16 protein-coding genes are annotated in these 15,934 nt (G+C 69.2%); 12 read left to right on the top strand and 4 right to left on the bottom strand.

Annotated elements, in window-relative coordinates; genetic code table 11:
- Positions 1 to 15 precede the first annotated feature (15 nt).
- A complete protein-coding gene (locus ACSMXV_RS05160) occupies positions 16 to 1,392 on the top strand; it encodes an NtaA/DmoA family FMN-dependent monooxygenase (protein WP_473176518.1) in 1,377 nt (458 codons plus the stop codon).
- 94 nt (positions 1,393 to 1,486) lie between these two features.
- Here the strand turns inward: ACSMXV_RS05160 and ACSMXV_RS05155 are convergent, their stop codons facing one another.
- Complete coding sequence (locus ACSMXV_RS05155; RefSeq protein ID WP_473176517.1) at positions 1,487 to 2,455, bottom strand: formylglycine-generating enzyme family protein; 969 nt, start codon at positions 2,453 to 2,455, stop codon at positions 1,487 to 1,489.
- Between the two features lie 192 nt (positions 2,456 to 2,647).
- Here ACSMXV_RS05155 and ACSMXV_RS05150 point away from each other — a divergent pair, with 192 nt between their 5' ends.
- From ACSMXV_RS05150 to ACSMXV_RS05110, 9 genes are all read left to right on the top strand, one after another.
- Positions 2,648 to 3,385 (top strand): DUF1684 domain-containing protein, encoded by a 738-nt coding sequence (locus ACSMXV_RS05150; protein ID WP_473176516.1) that lies wholly within the window; start codon positions 2,648 to 2,650, stop codon positions 3,383 to 3,385.
- A gap of 71 nt (positions 3,386 to 3,456) precedes the next feature.
- Positions 3,457 to 4,977, top strand: coding sequence for an ABC transporter substrate-binding protein (locus tag ACSMXV_RS05145; protein WP_473176515.1), 1,521 nt, complete (start codon positions 3,457 to 3,459; stop codon positions 4,975 to 4,977).
- Complete coding sequence (locus ACSMXV_RS05140) at positions 4,977 to 5,942, top strand: ABC transporter permease (protein ID WP_473176514.1); 966 nt, start codon at positions 4,977 to 4,979, stop codon at positions 5,940 to 5,942. The genes ACSMXV_RS05145 and ACSMXV_RS05140 overlap by 1 nt, the downstream gene beginning before the upstream one ends.
- Positions 5,943 to 5,956: 14 nt before the next feature.
- Positions 5,957 to 6,820, top strand: coding sequence for an ABC transporter permease (locus tag ACSMXV_RS05135; protein ID WP_473176513.1), 864 nt, complete (start codon positions 5,957 to 5,959; stop codon positions 6,818 to 6,820).
- Positions 6,817 to 7,617, top strand: coding sequence for an ATP-binding cassette domain-containing protein (locus ACSMXV_RS05130; protein ID WP_473176512.1), 801 nt, complete (start codon positions 6,817 to 6,819; stop codon positions 7,615 to 7,617). The genes ACSMXV_RS05135 and ACSMXV_RS05130 overlap by 4 nt, the downstream gene beginning before the upstream one ends.
- Positions 7,614 to 8,378, top strand: a complete 765-nt coding sequence (locus ACSMXV_RS05125) for an ABC transporter ATP-binding protein (RefSeq protein WP_473176511.1) — start codon at positions 7,614 to 7,616, stop codon at positions 8,376 to 8,378. The genes ACSMXV_RS05130 and ACSMXV_RS05125 overlap by 4 nt, the downstream gene beginning before the upstream one ends.
- A gap of 224 nt (positions 8,379 to 8,602) precedes the next feature.
- The gene (locus tag ACSMXV_RS05120; RefSeq protein WP_351291306.1) at positions 8,603 to 8,683 is read left to right on the top strand and encodes a putative leader peptide; all 81 of its coding nucleotides are present in this window, start codon (positions 8,603 to 8,605) and stop codon (positions 8,681 to 8,683) included.
- A 360-nt stretch (positions 8,684 to 9,043) separates the two neighbouring features.
- Complete coding sequence (ssuE, locus tag ACSMXV_RS05115) at positions 9,044 to 9,610, top strand: NADPH-dependent FMN reductase (RefSeq protein ID WP_473176510.1); 567 nt, start codon at positions 9,044 to 9,046, stop codon at positions 9,608 to 9,610.
- Between the two features lie 330 nt (positions 9,611 to 9,940).
- Positions 9,941 to 10,312 (top strand): VOC family protein, encoded by a 372-nt coding sequence (locus tag ACSMXV_RS05110; protein WP_473176509.1) that lies wholly within the window; start codon positions 9,941 to 9,943, stop codon positions 10,310 to 10,312.
- On the opposite strand, the gene ACSMXV_RS05105 is transcribed toward ACSMXV_RS05110, so the two are convergent.
- On the bottom strand, positions 10,290 to 11,651 hold the full coding sequence (locus tag ACSMXV_RS05105) for an APC family permease (RefSeq protein ID WP_473176508.1): 1,362 nt from the start codon (positions 11,649 to 11,651) through the stop codon (positions 10,290 to 10,292). The two genes, ACSMXV_RS05110 and ACSMXV_RS05105, sit on opposite strands and share 23 nt — an antisense overlap.
- 71 nt (positions 11,652 to 11,722) lie before the next feature.
- Between ACSMXV_RS05105 and ACSMXV_RS05100 the strand changes: the two genes are divergently transcribed.
- Positions 11,723 to 12,757, top strand: coding sequence for a helix-turn-helix domain-containing protein (locus ACSMXV_RS05100; RefSeq protein ID WP_473176507.1), 1,035 nt, complete (start codon positions 11,723 to 11,725; stop codon positions 12,755 to 12,757).
- 37 nt (positions 12,758 to 12,794) lie between these two features.
- Here ACSMXV_RS05100 and ACSMXV_RS05095 read toward each other — a convergent pair whose 3' ends face one another.
- Positions 12,795 to 13,241, bottom strand: a complete 447-nt coding sequence (locus ACSMXV_RS05095) for a hypothetical protein (RefSeq protein ID WP_473176506.1) — start codon at positions 13,239 to 13,241, stop codon at positions 12,795 to 12,797.
- A gap of 202 nt (positions 13,242 to 13,443) precedes the next feature.
- Between ACSMXV_RS05095 and ACSMXV_RS05090 the strand changes: the two genes are divergently transcribed.
- Positions 13,444 to 14,463, top strand: coding sequence for an LLM class flavin-dependent oxidoreductase (locus ACSMXV_RS05090; RefSeq protein ID WP_473176505.1), 1,020 nt, complete (start codon positions 13,444 to 13,446; stop codon positions 14,461 to 14,463).
- Between the two features lie 208 nt (positions 14,464 to 14,671).
- Here the strand turns inward: ACSMXV_RS05090 and ACSMXV_RS05085 are convergent, their stop codons facing one another.
- Positions 14,672 to 15,760 carry a sugar ABC transporter substrate-binding protein gene (locus ACSMXV_RS05085; RefSeq protein WP_473176504.1) on the bottom strand — a complete coding sequence of 363 codons (1,089 nt, stop codon included), beginning with the start codon at positions 15,758 to 15,760 and terminating at the stop codon, positions 14,672 to 14,674.
- Between the last annotated feature and the right edge of the window lie 174 nt (positions 15,761 to 15,934).

The following is a 15,934-nucleotide window of genomic DNA, read 5'->3' as shown; positions in this document are numbered from 1 at the left end:
AGGGACCGTACGACCATGAGCAAGCCGCTGAAGCAGATCCATCTGGCCGCCCACTTCCCCGGCGTCAACAACACCACCGTGTGGAGCGACCCCGAGGCAGGCAGCCACATCGAGTTCAGCTCCTTCGCCCACTTCGCCCGGACCGCCGAACGCGCCAAGTTCGACTTCCTGTTCCTCGCCGAGGGGCTGCGGCTGCGCGAACAGGGCGGGAAGATCTACGACCTGGACGTGGTGGGTCGCCCCGACACCTTCACCGTCCTGACCGCCCTCGCCGCCGTCACCGAACACCTCGGCCTGACCGGCACCATCAACTCCACCTTCAACGAGCCCTACGAGGTGGCACGCCAGTTCGCCAGTCTCGACCACCTCTCGGGCGGACGCGCCGCCTGGAACGTCGTCACCTCCTGGGACGCCTTCACCGGCGAGAACTTCCGCCGCGGTGGCTTCCTCCCGCAGGAGGAGCGGTACTCCAGGGCCAAGGAGTTCCTGGCCACCGCGAACGAACTGTTCGACTCGTGGCGCGGCGACGAGATCGTCGCCGACCAGGGGACCGGCACCTTCCTACGGGATGCGAAGGCCGGTGCCTTCGTGCACAAGGGCCAACACTTCGACATCGAGGGCCAGTTCAACGTTCCACGGAGTCCGCAAGGCCGCCCGGTGATCTTCCAGGCGGGCGACTCCGACGAGGGACGGGAGTTCGCCGCATCCGACGCCGACGCGATCTTCAGCCGGTACAGCACCCTCGAGGCGGGACAGGAGTTCTACACGGACGTCAAGGGCCGCCTCGCCAAGTACGGCCGCACCCACGACCAGCTGCTGATCCTGCCCGCCGCGACCTTCGTCCTCGGTGACACGGACACCGAGGCGGCGGAGCTGGCCCGCGAGGTACGACGCCAGCAGGTCAGCGGTGCCACCGCGATCAAGCACCTGGAGTTCGTCTGGAACCGGGACCTGTCCGCGTACGACCCCGACGGCCCGCTCCCCGACATCGACCCGGACCTCGGCGAGCACACCATCGCCCGCGGCCGCGCCCAGGTGCGCATGTACCGCGACCCGCTGGCCATCGCCCGGGAGTGGCGGGAGCTCGCGGCCGCCAACAAGTGGTCGATCCGCGACCTGGTCATCGAGACCGGCAACCGCCAGGCCTTCATCGGCTCGCCGGCCACGGTCGCCGAAAGCATCAACGACTTCGTCCAGGCCGACGCCAGCGACGGCTTCATCCTCGTCCCGCACATCACCCCCGGCGGCCTCGACGTCTTCGCCGACAAGGTCGTCCCGCTCCTGCAGGAGCGTGGCGTCTTCCGCACGGAGTACGAGGGCACGACCCTGCGCGACCACCTCGGCCTGGCCCACCCTGACGCCGACGTGCCGGGTGAGCGGGCGGCGTCGTGAAGTCCTGCGTCGAAGGTGAGCATCCTTGAGCACCTTGTGCCGGTACTCGGTCCCGAAAACCACGTGCACATGCATGACGACCAGGGGGCAGGGTTCAGCTGTGCGGGCCGTCGACGGCGTCCGCCGCCACACGGAACCCGATGTTCCCGGTCGAGCTGTCGGGCGTATTGGAGCTCCGGGCCGCGACGCGATAGCGGTTGCAGTAGGAGTCGTGGCACATGTGGGAGCCGCCGCGCATGACGCGGGCGGTGCCGGTGGCCGGGCCGGCCGGATCCTGGCGCGGTCCGGTCCGGTGGAAGTCGGGGCTGAACCAGTCGGCGCACCATTCCCAGACGTTGCCCACCGTGTTGTACAGGCCGTAGCCGTTGGGCCGGTACGACTTGGCTGGTGCGGTGCCTGTCCGGGCGTGCGGCCCGGTGTTGCGTACGGGGAAGTCGCCCTGCCAGATGGTGCACATGTCCCGCCCGTCAGGGGTCAGTTCGTCCCCCCACGGGTAGCGGGCCTGCTCCAGCCCGCCGCGGGCCGCGTACTCCCACTCGGCCTCGGTGGGCAGCCGGGTTCCGGACCAGGCGCAGTAGGCCTGTGCGTCGTTCCAGGAGACGTGGACCACGGGATGGTTCTGCCGGTCCGCGAACGATGAGCCGGGGCCTGTCGGGCGGCGCCAGTTCGCGCCGGACACCGCTCGCCACCAGGGAGTTCCCGGTACGGCCGCGGAGACGTTCGCGACATGGGCGGGCAGATAGATGTCGACGACGTAGGAGAAGCCGAACTCCTCTGCTTCGGTGACGTAGCCCGTGTCCTTCACGAAGGAGGCGAACTGGGCGTTCGTCACCGTCGTCGGCGCGATGTTGAAGGCCCCGACGGTCACTTCACGGACGGGACCCTCGCCGTCCGCGGGAAAGCCGTCCGGGTCGTCGGTCCCCATGAGGAAGCGGCCACCGGGGAGGCCGAGGAGCTGCGCGGCGGCCCTGAGCGCTGCCGGACTCCGGGCGGGGGCCGAGGGCCCAGTCATCGTGAGAGCGACCGGGTCGTGGCCGTGGCCGGGGGCGCAGCAGGAGGGCATGGCGGTTCCTGGGGGGTCAGGTCGCCCGCCCGGGTGGCGGTGTCCGGGCGGGCGGCATGCGGTGTGGAGGTCGTCGTACTCGGTGTACTTGATTTGACATTAGCTCGCCTTATGGAAGATAAAGAAGGTGCTTTGGGCATCGATTCACGCAGCGTGACAGTCGTGCGTGACCGCCGACGAACGACTACGTGAATGAGTGAAACCGTGTCCCACCCCGCCGCCCCGGACCAGCTCACAGACCCCGCAGGGGAGTGGCAGTCGTGGTGCGCAGAGCGGCTGCGCTCGGTCACCTCACCCACCGGGAACCTCGCCCTCGTCGAGACCCGCTGGTTCCCGGCCGGCGAGCGTCCCGACCTCGACGCCGCCCGTGCCGGCCAGCCGGAGACCGTGACCGTCACCACAGTCGAGCGCATCGACCTGGTCACCGGCGAGCCCGAGTACGGCCTGCGCTTCTGGGACGCTCAGTCGGCGGCGATCAAGAACTTCGAGCGCATCGACGGCTTCCCGTACAACCCGGCATGGGTTCTGGAAGCCGCCTACACCCCGGTGCCGGGTGCCCGGCGCGTCGCCTTCGAGCACATCCGGGACAACGGGGGTACCCGCGACCTCGTCGTGCCCGGCGACATCTCGCTCACCGTGGACGGCCGCGACTACACGCTGAGCGCCTTCGACGACGACGGCACCCTGCTGCTCGTCTTCGGCGACCCCACGAACGGCGACACCACCTACGGTGCCGGGCGCTTCCTCTTCGTCACGCGCACCGGCGAGGGGCGCGTCCTCCTCGACTTCAACCGGGCCTTCGTGCCGCCCTGCGGATTCTCCGACCAGTACAACTGTCCGATGCCGCGGCGGCAGAACCGCTTCCACCTGCCCGTCGAGGCCGGCGAGAAGCGCCCCGTCTTCCACGACGGCTTCCTCGCGCAGCACTGATCATCCCGGCTCACCCCCGGTTCCTCACCTTCCCGCAGCACTCTTCGCAGCACGAAAGCGCGTATTCCTCCATGAGCATCAAGAAGACTTCCGTGTACGGCACCGCCACGGCCGCCGCCCTCGCCCTGGCCCTCACCGCCTGCGGCGGGGGGTCCAACGGCAGCAGCGCCTCCGGTGGGACGTACGACAAGAACGCCACGATCAACATCGGCTCGCTCTACGAGCCGCAGAACCTCGACAACACCGCGGGCGGCGGCCAGGGCGTCACCGAGGCGCTCAACGGCAACGTCTACGAGGGGCTGTTCAAGCTCACCGACGACGGCGAGGTCGAGAAGCTGCTCGCCCAGAACTACAAGGTCAGCGGCGACGGGCTCACGTACACCTTCACCCTGCGCGACGGCGTGAAGTTCCACAGCGGCAAGGCGCTCACCAGCGACGACGTCAAGTACAGCCTGGAGAAGGTGATCGCGGAGGACTCGCAGTCCGCGCGCAAGAGCAACCTCGAGGTCATCAAGGACGTCGCCACCCCCGACGCGAAGACCGTGAAGATCACGCTGTCGAAGAAGTCGATCTCCTTCGTCTACAACCTCTCCTACGTCTGGATCATCAACTCCGAGGCCAAGGACCTGAAGACGAGCGAGGACGGCACCGGCCCGTACAAGCTGAACAAGTGGACCCGCGGCTCCGCCCTCAGCCTCGACCGGTTCTCGGGCTACTGGGGTGACGCGGCCGCCAGCAAGCAGGTCGTCTTCCACTACTACAAGGACGCCACGGCGCTGAACAACGCGCTGCTGACCAACGCGGTGGACGTGGTCACGAGCGAGCAGTCGCCCGACGCCCTCGAGCAGTTCAAGAACAACCAGAACTACAAGGTCACTGACGGCAACTCGACGACCAAGCTGCTGCTGGCCTTCAACGACAAGGCCAAGCCGTTCACGGACGTCAAGGTCCGCCAGGCCGTCTCCGCCGCCATCGACGACAAGAAGCTGCTGGAGTCCGTCTGGGGCGGCTACGGCAAGCTCATCGGGTCCATGGTGCCGCCTACCGACCCGTGGTACGAGGACCTCACCGGCGTCGACGCGTACGACACCGCGAAGGCCAAGAAGCTGCTCGCCGAGGCCGGCTACGAGGACGGTTTCAGCTTCACCCTGGACACCCCGAACTACGACCCGCACCCGACCGCCGCGACCTTCATCAAGTCGCAGCTCGCCAAGGTCGGCATCACCGTCGAGATCAACACGATCACGCCCGACGAGTGGTACACGAAGGTCTACAAGAACCACGACTTCACGGCCACGCTCCAGGAGCACGTCAACGACCGCGACCTGGTCTGGTACGGCAACCCCGACTTCTACTGGGGCTACGACGACAAGCAGGTCACCAAGTGGGTCGAGCAGGCCGAGGAGGCGTCCTCCACCGCCGAGCAGACCGAGCTGCTGAAGAAGGTCAACCGCCAGACCGCCGAGGACGCGGCCAGCGACTGGCTGTACCTGTACCCGCAGATCGTCGTCGCCAGCAGCAAGCTGTCCGGCTACCCGGTCAACGGCCTCAACTCGCAGTTCTTCGCCTACGACATCAAGAAGAAGGGCTGATGGCGCGGTATCTCCTGCGCCGCCTCGCCTTCCTGCTGGTGTCGCTGGCGCTCGCGAGCGTCGTGCTGTTCGTGCTGCTGCGCATGCTGCCGGGCGACCCCGCCAACGCGCTGACGTCGGTGGGCGCCAGCCCCGAGCAGATCGCGGCGGCGCGGCACTCCATCGGCTCCGACAAGCCGCTGCCCGAGCAGTTCACGCACTGGATCGGGCAGCTGGCGACCGGTGACCTCGGCACGTCGTTCGTCAGCTCGCTGCCGGTCGGACCGGAGGTGGGCTCGCGGCTGAACGTCACGGTCCCGCTCACGCTCGCCGCGTTCGTGCTGGCCGTCCTCATCGCCGTACCGGCCGGCTTCGTCGCCGCGTACAAGCGACGGACCTGGTACGGCGCGCTGCTCAGCGGGGTGTCCCAGTTGGGCATCGCCGTGCCCGTGTTCTGGCTCGGCATGATCCTCATCGCCGTATTCGCGCTGAACGCGGGATGGCTCCCCGCGGGCGGCTTCCCGCCGGACGGCTGGGCGCAGCCCGCCGAGGCCGTCCGCTCGCTCGTCCTGCCCGTCGTCACGATCGCGCTCGTGATGAGCGCCTCACTCATCCGCTACGTGCGGTCGGCCACGCTCGATGTCCTGGACAGCGACTATCTGCGCACCGCCCGCGCGCTGGGCTCGTCGTTCGGGCGCGCCATGTGGCGGCACGGGCTGCGCAACGCATCGGTGCCGGTCATCTCCATCCTCGGCATCGAGCTGGCGTCCACGCTGCTCGGCGCGGTCGTCGTGGAGTCCGTGTACGCGCTGCCGGGCCTCGGCTCCATGCTCGCGACCGGCATCGCCCAGCACGACTACCCCGTCATCCAGGGTGTGTTGTTCGTGTCCACGCTCGCGGTGCTGCTCATCGGCTTCGCGGCCGACCTCGTCCAGCGGATCATCGACCCGCGGCTGCGGGGCAGGCTGTCGGGAGGCGCCCGATGACGCAAACAGAGCAAATGGAACAGACAGAGCCGACTAAGCAGACGCCGCAGCCGAAGCATTCGGCCAGGCGTTCCTACACGCTGATCGTCGGCTGCGTACTGACCGGACTGATCGCCCTGCTCGCGCTGGTCTCGGTCGTCTGGCTCCCGTACGCCCCCGACGACACGTCCGGCGGCCGGCTCACGGGCCCTGACGGAGACCATCTTCTGGGCACCGACAAGCTCGGCCGCGATCTGTTCACCCAGCTGATGACCGGCTCCCGGATCGCCTTCGAGGCGGGCCTGGGATCGGTGCTCATCGCTGCCGCCGTCGGCGTCACGCTGGGCGTGCTGGCCGCGTTCGCACAGGGCTGGCTCGACGACACGCTCTCCGCGTTCCTCGACATCCTTATCGCCTTCCCGACGCTCCTGCTGGCGATGCTCATCGTCGCCGCCCGCTCGGCGACGCTCGGCTCCGCCGTGCTGGCCATCGGCCTCGCACAGAGCGCAGTCGTGGCGCGGCTCGTACGCATCCTGGTCAAGCGGGTCCTGGCGCAGGACTACATCACGGCCGCCCGCACCTCGGGTACGTCCTGGCCGCGCATCGTCAGCAGGCATGTGCTATCCAACATCTGGCCGACGCTGGTGGTGAACCTCGCGCTCCAGTTCGGGCTCGCCGTGCTGGCAGAGGCCGGCCTGTCGTATCTGGGTCTGGGAGCGCCGCCGCCCAACGCATCGTGGGGCCGCATGCTCCAGGAGGCACAGGCCACCTTCACCACGGCCCCGGCGGGAGCGCTGGCCCCCGGCATCCTGCTCGTCCTGCTCGTCATCGGCGTGAACCTCATCGCCGACGGCCTGCGCGACACCCTCGACCCGGCGGCCCGGCGGAGGCGCGCGTGAACATCCTCGACGTACGCGACCTCACGATCCGTACGGCCGACCGGCGCGTCCTCGTCGACGGCCTCTCACTGAGCATCGCGCCCGGCGAACGACTCGGCCTCATCGGCGAGTCCGGTTCCGGCAAGTCGCTGACCACGCTCGCCGTGCTCGGCCTGCTGCCCGACGGAATGACGGCCACCGGCAGCGTCGAACTCGCCGGCACCCAGATCGTCGGCGCGAGCGAGAAACAGCTCACCGGCGTACGCGGCCGGGACGCGGCCATCGTCTTCCAGGAGCCGCTCTCCGCACTCGACCCGCTGATGCGCGTCGGCAAGCAGATCGCCCAACCGCTGGCCAGGAGGCGGGCGTTGAAGGGCGCCGCGCTGAAGCGGGCCGTCGCGGAAGCGCTGGAGCAGGTGCGGCTGCCCGAGCCCGACCGTATCGCCCGCGCCTTCCCGCACGAGATCTCCGGAGGCCAGCGGCAGCGGGTCGCGCTGGCCATGGCGCTGGCCTGCGACCCGAACCTGCTCATCGCGGACGAGCCGACCACGGCGCTCGACGTCACCGTGCAGTCCGAGATGCTCGAGCTGCTCGACACCCTCGTACGGGAACGGGACATGGCGGTCCTCTTCGTCAGCCACGATCTCGCGGTCGTCTCGAAGGTCACCGATCGCGTTCTCGTGATGAAGGACGGCCGTCCCGTGGAGGAGGGCGACGTGCGCGAGATCGTGCGGGCCCCCCGCGAGGAGTACACCCGGGCGCTGGTGGCCAGCGCGCGGCAGCTGGAATCGGCTCTTGACCTGAGGAGCGCGCGATGACGCCCGTACTGGAGCTGGACGGAGCGTCCTTCGCCTACCGGGGGCACGCGGCACCCGTCGTCGAGGACATCTCCCTCGGCGTCGAAGCCGGGCACAGCCTCGCCCTCGTCGGCGAGTCGGGCGCGGGCAAGACGACACTGCTCCGGCTGCTGCTCGGGCTCGCCCGCCCCACCTCGGGCGCCGTCCGCTTCGACGGCGACCAGCTGAACCTGCGCCACCGCGAGCAGATGCGCCGTTTCCGGCGCAGCGTGCAGTGCGTCTTCCAGGATCCGTACTCGTCGCTCGACCCGCGTCAGCGCGTGGGCAGCATCGTGTCCGAACCACTGCGTTCCCTCGGCATCGACAGCCGGCGGGCGGCCATGCCCAAGGTGGCCGACGCCCTGGAGCGGGTCGGGCTGCCCGCCGACGCCGCCGAGCGCTATCCGCACGAGTTCTCCGGCGGCCAGCGCCAGCGCATCGCGATCGCCCGCGCGACCGTCTGCGACCCTCGGGTGCTGCTCGCCGACGAACCCGTCAGCGCACTCGATGTCACGACCCGTGTCAAAGTCGTCGATTTGCTCAGCGAGTTGAAGCAAGAGCGTGGCCTGACACTCGTCATGGTGTCCCACGACTTGTCGGTGGTCGCCTCGCTGTGCGAACGCACCGCGGTCCTCGAAAGCGGCCGCATCGTCGAACAGGGCGACACCGCCCAGGTGCTGGGCGCTCCTGCCCATTCGTACACCCGTCGTCTGGTGGAGAGCGTGCCGCGCCTGCCTGCCTGATCCCGCCTCAGTTTGCAAGCCGAGCGGCCGACAGGGTCGGGCGTCCGCCGTGTTCAAGGGCAGCTATCACGACCTCGCGAATACCGACTCGTCGTTCGGCAGACATCGCCGGTGATCCCGCCTATGGGTGCACGGTATTTCCGCAGCACAACCCGTGTCCGGGATGTGGAATCACATCAAGGCCTTCTTGACCGGCTGGACTTCCCACTGGTTGGATCGGTGACATGAAGCGACAGGATCTCACGCGGCGACGGCACGTCGACCTTGCGCGTGTTTCCAGCGCCTTCTGTTGCTGTCGCGCCTGAGCGGACTTGAGGGAAACCCTCCAACTCGCTGCATACGTCGGACGCCTCCCGAGCCGTCGATCGTACGGGCCGCAGGTCGTCCACCTTCATGAAATCCGGTAGCGGTCGAATTCCGGCGCCGTGATTCTTCGATTCCTCCGCTCACTGCCGTAGTGCAGCGCATCTGAATTCTTGCGACCCATCGATGTCGATCACCCGGATCGACCGGTCGTTTCGCCGACGTACGGGAATTCAGATCACGTTGCACGGCCGCGATACGGCCAGCGAGTCCGATCCGGCCCCGCGAGTCCGTGCCGGTGACTATCTGACGGCTGGTCACACACAGCGTGGGCATACACGTCTCAACCCGAAGGAACCCTCATGGCCACCATCCTCTCCGTCTCCGGAAGCCCCTCCGCGACCTCCCGCACGGCCCGCCTGCTGCGCCACCTGGACGCCCGGCTCAGGGCCCAGGGACATGAGGTGATCCCGCTGGACGTCCGCACGCTGCCTGCCGAGGCGCTGCTGGGCGCCGACTTCAAGCACCCCGCGATCGTCGAGGCCACGAACCTGTTCGCGCAGGCGGACGGCGTGGTGGTCGGCACCCCCGTCTACAAGGCCGCCTACTCTGGCCTGCTGAAGTCCCTCCTTGACCTACTCCCGCAGTACGCCCTGGAGGGCAAGACCGTCCTGCCGCTGGCCACCGGCGGTACGACGGCCCACGTCCTGGCCATCGACTACGCGCTGCGGCCCGTGCTCAACTCCATGGGCGCCGGGCACATCGTCCAGGGCTGGTTCACGCTCGACAAGGACATCACGGTCGGCGACGACGGTTCCCTGGCCATCGCCCCGGGGTCGGCCGACGCCCTGGAGCAGGTCGTGGACCGCTTCTCCGTCGTCCTCGGCGGCCGCCCGTCGCGTACGCCCCTGCTGGCGGCCGCCGGGTGAGCGCCGAACCCACGGGTGGGACCGCCACCGCGCGCCCCACCGCGGCCGTGATCGGCGACGATGTCGAAGCCCTCGCCGTCGCCGCCGACCTGGCCGCGCAGTTCCGCAAAGACGCCGCCGAACGCGACTCCCAACGCCGGCTGCCGCGCTGTGCGCCACTACGAGGCAACCGCAGTACCCGGTCCTCTAGTCGCAGGCTCCACGGGCGCCCCCGGCGCACGTCGTCAGCATCGTGCCGCCGAAGCGCGGTCACCAGCTTGCGGAAGAAGCGTGGGCTCAGCCCGGCGGAACGGTGAGCCCACGCTCTTGGACCCTGCCTACGATGCCGGGATGCAGCCACACTTCACCGGCACCTGTCTGCTCACCGACGACGTTCCATCACTCGCCGCCTTCTACGCTGTTGTCCTGGACGCAGAGGTCCAGGGCGCAGACCCCTTCGCCACGGTGTCCGTTCCTGGCGCCGTCCTGTCGTTCTTCTCGGCCCGGGCAATGGAGTCGATGGTGCCGGAAGCGATGTCCACCGCTGCGAGCGGGAACTTCACCGTGGAATTCGAGGTCACTGACGTCGACGAGCGCCATGAAGAACTGCGGGGACAGGGAGTTGAGATCCTGAAGCCGCCGACAACCCAGCCTTGGGGACGCCGATCGGTCTGGCTGCGTGATCCCGACGGCAACATCGTCAATCTCTACCAAAAGGCCTGACGCTCTCCGGCGGACCGCTGCCAACTGTCCCGTCGGCGCAGGGCAGGACGTCGGCGCTGGCGTCGACAAGCGGGCGCCGCCTGCTGCGGTTCAGGCGCAGGGACAGCAGTGCGGCGACCGTCACCAGGAGCGGCCAGATCAGATAGACGCCCGACAGGGCCAGCAACAGAGCCACGGCGGCGAGAGCGGCCCAGGCCGCCGCGCGCCCCGCACTGCCCCGTGGCAGCAGGCGGATCGCGGCGGCCACGCCGATCGCGTACACCGCGACGAACGACCCCGTCGACAGCAGCACCACCGGCCGGGCGCCCACACCCGTCACCGTCACCGTGAGCAGGGCGAGCATAGCGAGGGCGGAGATGAAGCCGAGGCTGCGGCGCGGCGTCTCGCCCGCCGTGCTGCCGCGCGCGAACCAGCCGGGCAGCACGCCGTCCCGGCCGAGAGCCGCGCCGAGTTTGGCGGCACTGGCGTAGTAGGCGTTCATGGTGCCGAGGGTGAGCAGTACGGCGGCCAGCGCGGCGAGCGGACGGGCGCCGCCGCCCAGGCCACCGGCCATGAGGTCCCCGAGCGGTGCGTCGGACCGGGCAGCGCCGCTGCCGAGCACCGCGATCACGGCGAACGCCACGGCCAGATACAGCACGCCCACGATCACGACCGCGAAGGCCGTGGCACGCGGCAGATCGCGGGCCGGGTCGCGGAACTCCCCGGCCAGATGCGTGATCGCCTCCCATCCGGCGAAGCTGAACACCAGCAGGACCGCGGCGGGCCCGACGGCCGCCCAGCCGTGCGGCGCGAACGGCTGGAGGTTCTCCGCCTTCGCGTGCGGCAGGGAGAGTACGACGGCGGCCGCCAGCAGGGTGACCAGCAGTCCGAAGAGCACGGACTGCAGGCGGCCGGTCATCCGCAGCCCCGACATGTTGATCGCCGTGACGGTGGTCATCAGCACGCCCGCCGTGACCGCTGTTGTCGCCGTCCCGCCGCCCAGAGCCGCGGCCACATAGGACCCGCCGAAGAGAGCCGCGGCCGTCGCGCCCGGAGGTATCGCCAGGTAGAAGCACCAGCCGACCACGGCGGCGGTCCGCTCACCGAACGCCAGCCGGGCGTACGTCGACACGCCTCCAGCGTCCGGATGGCGCGCCCCCAGGGCGGCGAAGGCCGCGGCAAGCGGCGCGGAGAGGACGACGAGGCCGAGCCAGGCCAGCAGCGAGGCCGGACCGGCGACCTCGGCGGCGAGCGCGGGCAGAGCGATGACACCGGTCCCGAGCACCGCGCCGACGTAGAGCGCGGTGCCCTGGACCGCGGTGAGCCGCCCCCGCGCGGCACTGATCGTTTTGTTCTGCATGCCGATCAGCCTCGCGGGCGCCGCCCCCACCGGCCATCGGCAGAAACGCCCACATGCGCTAAATTCCTGCCATGAACGCCCCTGCCGTGAACGTCCCTGCCGTGAGCGCCGACCGGCACGTCGTGGCCGTCGCGGTGACCGACGCCGCCCCCACCTTCGAACTCGCCGTGCCCTACGAGGTCTTCGGCGTCGACCGCAGCGACATCACCGACCCGTGGTACGACCTGCGGCTGTGCGCCGCAGAACCGGGCCCGCTGCGCACCACGGCCGGACTGAGCCTGGACAGCCCGTACAGCGTCGACGACCTTGTGGAAGCCGACACCGTCGTCGTGGCCGCCTGCTCCCGCCGCGTACAGACGGCCCCACCGCAGCCGCTGGTGGACGCGGTCCGCACGGCACACGAGCGAGGCCGGCGCATCGTGTCCCTGTGCAGCGGCGCCTACGTGCTCGCCGCCGCCGGGCTGCTCACGGGCCGTCGGGCGACCACCCACTGGATGAACGCCGTCGACTTCGGCCACCGCTTTCCCGACGTGCAGTACGACCCGACCGCGCTCTACATCGAGGACGGCACCGTCTACACCTCGGCAGGCACCGGCGCCGTCATCGACCTCTGCCTCCATCTGGTCCGGCTCGACCACGGTTCGGCGGTCGCCAACGAGGTCGCCCGCCGCATGGTCGTGCCACCGCACCGCGAGGGAGGGCAGACCCAGTACGCCAAGCCGCCGGCCCGCGAACGCAAGAACGACACCCTCGCCCCCGTACTGGAATGGGCACGCGAGCGCCTGCACGAGCCGCTGACCGTCGCCCTGCTCGCCCGCGCCGCCCATCTCAGCGAGCGCACTTTCGCCCGCCGCTTCCGCGAGGCGCTCGGCACAACCCCGCTGCAGTGGATCCTGCAGGAGCGGGTACGGCTCGCCCAGGAACTTCTTGAGACCACGGACGACCCGGTGGAGAACATCGCACGGCGCACCGGCTTCGGCACAGCCGCCAACCTGCGGCACCACTTCGGGCGCCTCACGACCATCTCGCCGCAGGCGTACCGCCATGTCTTCCGCCACCGTGCCGCGGCCGCACAGCGCGCAGTCTCGACCCCGGGCTCACCCTGACCGCCCGTCCTTGTACCGCGTCAGTCCCAGACGTGCGTCAGTCCCAGAGTTTGAACGACTCTTCCTGCTGCGCCTGCGCCGGCTTGTCGTGGCTGTAGACGAGGCGCATCCGGGTGTAGTGATCCTGGTTCGGATCCTTCTTCCAGGGCTTGGGGCGGTCGAGCTTCACGGTGACCGGGTAGGCGTGGAACTTGCCCACGGCGCAGTAGGGCTGGCAGTCGTTCACGAGATCGGTCCCGCGGGCCTCGGCGAACGTCGGTCCCCAGGAGGTCCACCGGAGATCGACGAGCCGGTTGTTCCCGTCACCGCAGGCCAGGATGAAGTCGTCGGGGCGGACCTGCGGGTCGAAGAAGCAGTCGACGACGACCGGGTCGGGCTCGGGCGATGGTGACGATGCCCCTGCGGAGGTGGATGCCGGTACCACTGCTGCGAGCGCTGCAGCGGCACAGACCGTGAGCGCTGTCCTCAGCTTCTGTCTCTGCATGTCGGCTCCCCTCCACAGCTTGGCTCCTGTGTCGACGCTACGACCGCGCCCGGAGATGCACCACCGCGACACGCATAACCATGCATTGCATGAAATAGAACAGATGCTTGGGCATCCCACGCGGGTCCCCGTGGGGAGGGCCTGGGAGAATCGGGCCAGCACTGGTGTACGGCAGAACATGCCGCGGACGATGGAGGAGCCCGTGCCGCTGACCTCGGAACCATTGCGAAAGCTGGGCTTCTTGACCATCGGGCTGTTCGACGAGGCCGACCCTCGCCGCGGCCACGAGTCGACGCTCGAGATCATCGAACTGGGTGAGCGGCTGGGCTTCGACAGCGCCTGGCTGCGCCACCGTCACCTGCAGTACGGCATCTCCTCGCCCGTCGCCGTCCTGGCGGCCGCCTCACAGCGCACCAGCCGCATCGAGCTCGGCACAGCGGTCATCCCGCTGGGCTGGGAGAACCCGCTGCGCCTTGCCGAGGACCTGGCGACGGTCGACATCCTGTCCGGGGGCCGCCTCAATCCGGGCGTCAGCGTGGGCCCGCCGATGCACTACGACCAGGTCAAGCACGCGCTCTACCCCGACACCGCCGAGGCCGAGGACTTCAGCTACGACCGTGTGCAGCGGCTGCTGGACTTCGTGCGCGGCAAGTCGGCCACCGACTTCAGCGGTATCGAGGGCTTCGAGGTGTTCTCGGACCGCGTCCAGCCCCAGGCCGTCGGCTTGGGCCGCCGTATGTGGTACGGCGGCGGCAGTCTCCGGTCGGCCCAGTGGGCCGGTGAGCACGGCATGAACCTCCTGACCAGCAGCGTCGTGAAGGCGGAGGAGTCCGAGGACTTCGCCGAGACCCAGCTGTCGCACATCCGGACCTTCCGCGCCCACCACCCCGACGGCGACCGGGCCCGCGTCTCCCAGGGACTCGTCGTCATCCCCACCGACTCCGCCACGCCGGAGCAGCGCGCGAAGTACGAGGCCTACGCCGAGAAGCGGCTGCCGCGCACCGCCACGCCCCAGGGCCCGGCGCGCATGATGTTCGCGCCCGATCTCGTCGGAACGTCCGCGGAGATCGCCGAGCGGCTCTACGCCCATGCCGCGTTCCGGGAGATCGACGAGGTCGCGTTCGCCTTGCCGTTCACCTTCGAGCACGACGACTACGTGCAGATCCTCACCGACCTCGCCACCAAGCTCGGCCCGGCCCTTGGCTGGCAAGGAGCCGCCTGAACCCCGGCGTCTGACCCCGCGGCCGGCACGGCGTCGTGATTCCGCCTGCCTGCCAGCGTCTGCGGCCTCCCGTCAGCCGGCGCGGTACTTCGCCGCGGCCGCGCTGACGGAGCCGACCGACAGATCGATCTCGCCGATCATCAGCACGAAGACCACCCCGATGGCGACGAGACCGGTGCCGACCGGTCTCACGTGGATGAGCCCGGCGTCAGGTGAGCCCGGCCTTGTCACAGGCGGAGCGGAGCTTCGGGATGCAGATCTGGTCGATCGTGTACACGCCGTCCTTGACGAGGGTGTCCTTGATGTTGCGGACGGTCACGGAGACGGGGGTGAGCAGTACGGTCGGGATGTCTTCGGTGGTGGCGCTGTCGATGGTGCCTGTGGCGATGCCGCCCACGTCCTCCCCGCGCCCCAGGGCGACGGCCATGGCAGCTGCGGCACCCGCCTGGTCCCTGAAGGGCTTGTAGACGGTCATGTACTGGTCACCGTTGACGAGGCGCCGCACAGCATCCAGGTCGGCGTCCTGACCGGTGACGGGCGGCATCGGTGTGAGGCGGGCGCCCTTGAGAGCGGCGATGACGCCGGTGGCGATGGCGTCGTTGGCCGCCAGGACGCCGTCGATCCCGCCCGGGCCCAGGGATGCGATGGCGCCGGACATGTTTGCGTGGGCGTTCTCCGCCTGCCAGTCGACCGTGTCGTAGGACTTGCCGATCTTCACCTTGCCCTGGAGGACGGACAGTGCGCCTCTCTTGAACCACTCCGCGTTGGGGCCGCTCGGATCGCCGTTCATCATGACGATCTGGCTGCGGTCCGCCTTGTCACCGAGGGCCTTGAGCAGAGCCTCACCCTGCAGCCTGCCGACTTGCGCACCGTCGAAGGTGACAAAGCCCGAGATGGGGCCTTGGGCGAGCCGGTCATAGGCGACGACCGGGATCCCCGACTTGCGGGCCGCCTCGACCGAGGAACGGAGCGCCTTCGGGTCGACGACGTCAAGGATCAGGACGCTCGCCCCTTTGGTGATCATGGTGTCGAGCTGGCGCCGCTGGACCGCCGCATCGTCACCGGCGTTGGCGTACTCGAACTTGCAATGGGCGCACAGTTCCTTCAGCCTCTTCTCGATCAGGGGCCTGTCGAAGTGATCGAAACGAGGGCGCCCGTAGCTCGGAAGCAGCAGGCCGATCGTGAAGCTGTCACCGCCCGCCCCACCGTTCCCACCGTTCCCACCGCAGCCTGCCAGGGCTGTGACCATGAGTCCCGCGGTCACGACGGCGATGGCGTTCAATCTGCGGGTCCTCATGTCAAGGACCCCCGCATCGCTCAGCGGCCGGGCAGGCGCACGCCGAGATGGCGCTCACGGCGACTCGCTGTGGGTCCGCGGTGAGAGAGAGGGTTGGACACATCCCATCTGCCTCCCGTCCGATGCCGTAAGTATCGGCAGCTAGAGCCGGACACACACGGTGACGGTGAGGGA

This window comes from Streptomyces sp. DSM 42067, assembly GCF_055792885.1.
Note: the sequence above shows the minus strand (reverse complement) of the source record. Positions and strands in the feature narration are given on the sequence as shown.

Bases quoted from the DNA above. Each gene is read 5' to 3' on its own strand.
- ACSMXV_RS05160 (WP_473176518.1), top strand. From the start codon at position 16: ATGAGCAAGCCGCTGAAGCAGATCCATCTGGCCGCCCACTTCCCCGGC.
- ACSMXV_RS05155 (WP_473176517.1), bottom strand. From the start codon at position 2,455: ATGCCCTCCTGCTGCGCCCCCGGCCACGGCCACGACCCGGTCGCTCTC.
- ACSMXV_RS05150 (WP_473176516.1), top strand. From the start codon at position 2,648: ATGAGTGAAACCGTGTCCCACCCCGCCGCCCCGGACCAGCTCACAGAC.
- ACSMXV_RS05145 (WP_473176515.1), top strand. From the start codon at position 3,457: ATGAGCATCAAGAAGACTTCCGTGTACGGCACCGCCACGGCCGCCGCC.
- ACSMXV_RS05140 (WP_473176514.1), top strand. From the start codon at position 4,977: ATGGCGCGGTATCTCCTGCGCCGCCTCGCCTTCCTGCTGGTGTCGCTG.
- ACSMXV_RS05135 (WP_473176513.1), top strand. From the start codon at position 5,957: ATGGAACAGACAGAGCCGACTAAGCAGACGCCGCAGCCGAAGCATTCG.
- ACSMXV_RS05125 (WP_473176511.1), top strand. From the start codon at position 7,614: ATGACGCCCGTACTGGAGCTGGACGGAGCGTCCTTCGCCTACCGGGGG.
- ACSMXV_RS05120 (WP_351291306.1), top strand. From the start codon at position 8,603: ATGAAGCGACAGGATCTCACGCGGCGACGGCACGTCGACCTTGCGCGT.
- ssuE (WP_473176510.1), top strand. From the start codon at position 9,044: ATGGCCACCATCCTCTCCGTCTCCGGAAGCCCCTCCGCGACCTCCCGC.
- ACSMXV_RS05110 (WP_473176509.1), top strand. From the start codon at position 9,941: ATGCAGCCACACTTCACCGGCACCTGTCTGCTCACCGACGACGTTCCA.
- ACSMXV_RS05105 (WP_473176508.1), bottom strand. From the start codon at position 11,651: ATGCAGAACAAAACGATCAGTGCCGCGCGGGGGCGGCTCACCGCGGTC.
- ACSMXV_RS05100 (WP_473176507.1), top strand. From the start codon at position 11,723: ATGAACGCCCCTGCCGTGAACGTCCCTGCCGTGAGCGCCGACCGGCAC.
- ACSMXV_RS05095 (WP_473176506.1), bottom strand. From the start codon at position 13,241: ATGCAGAGACAGAAGCTGAGGACAGCGCTCACGGTCTGTGCCGCTGCA.
- ACSMXV_RS05085 (WP_473176504.1), bottom strand. From the start codon at position 15,760: ATGAGGACCCGCAGATTGAACGCCATCGCCGTCGTGACCGCGGGACTC.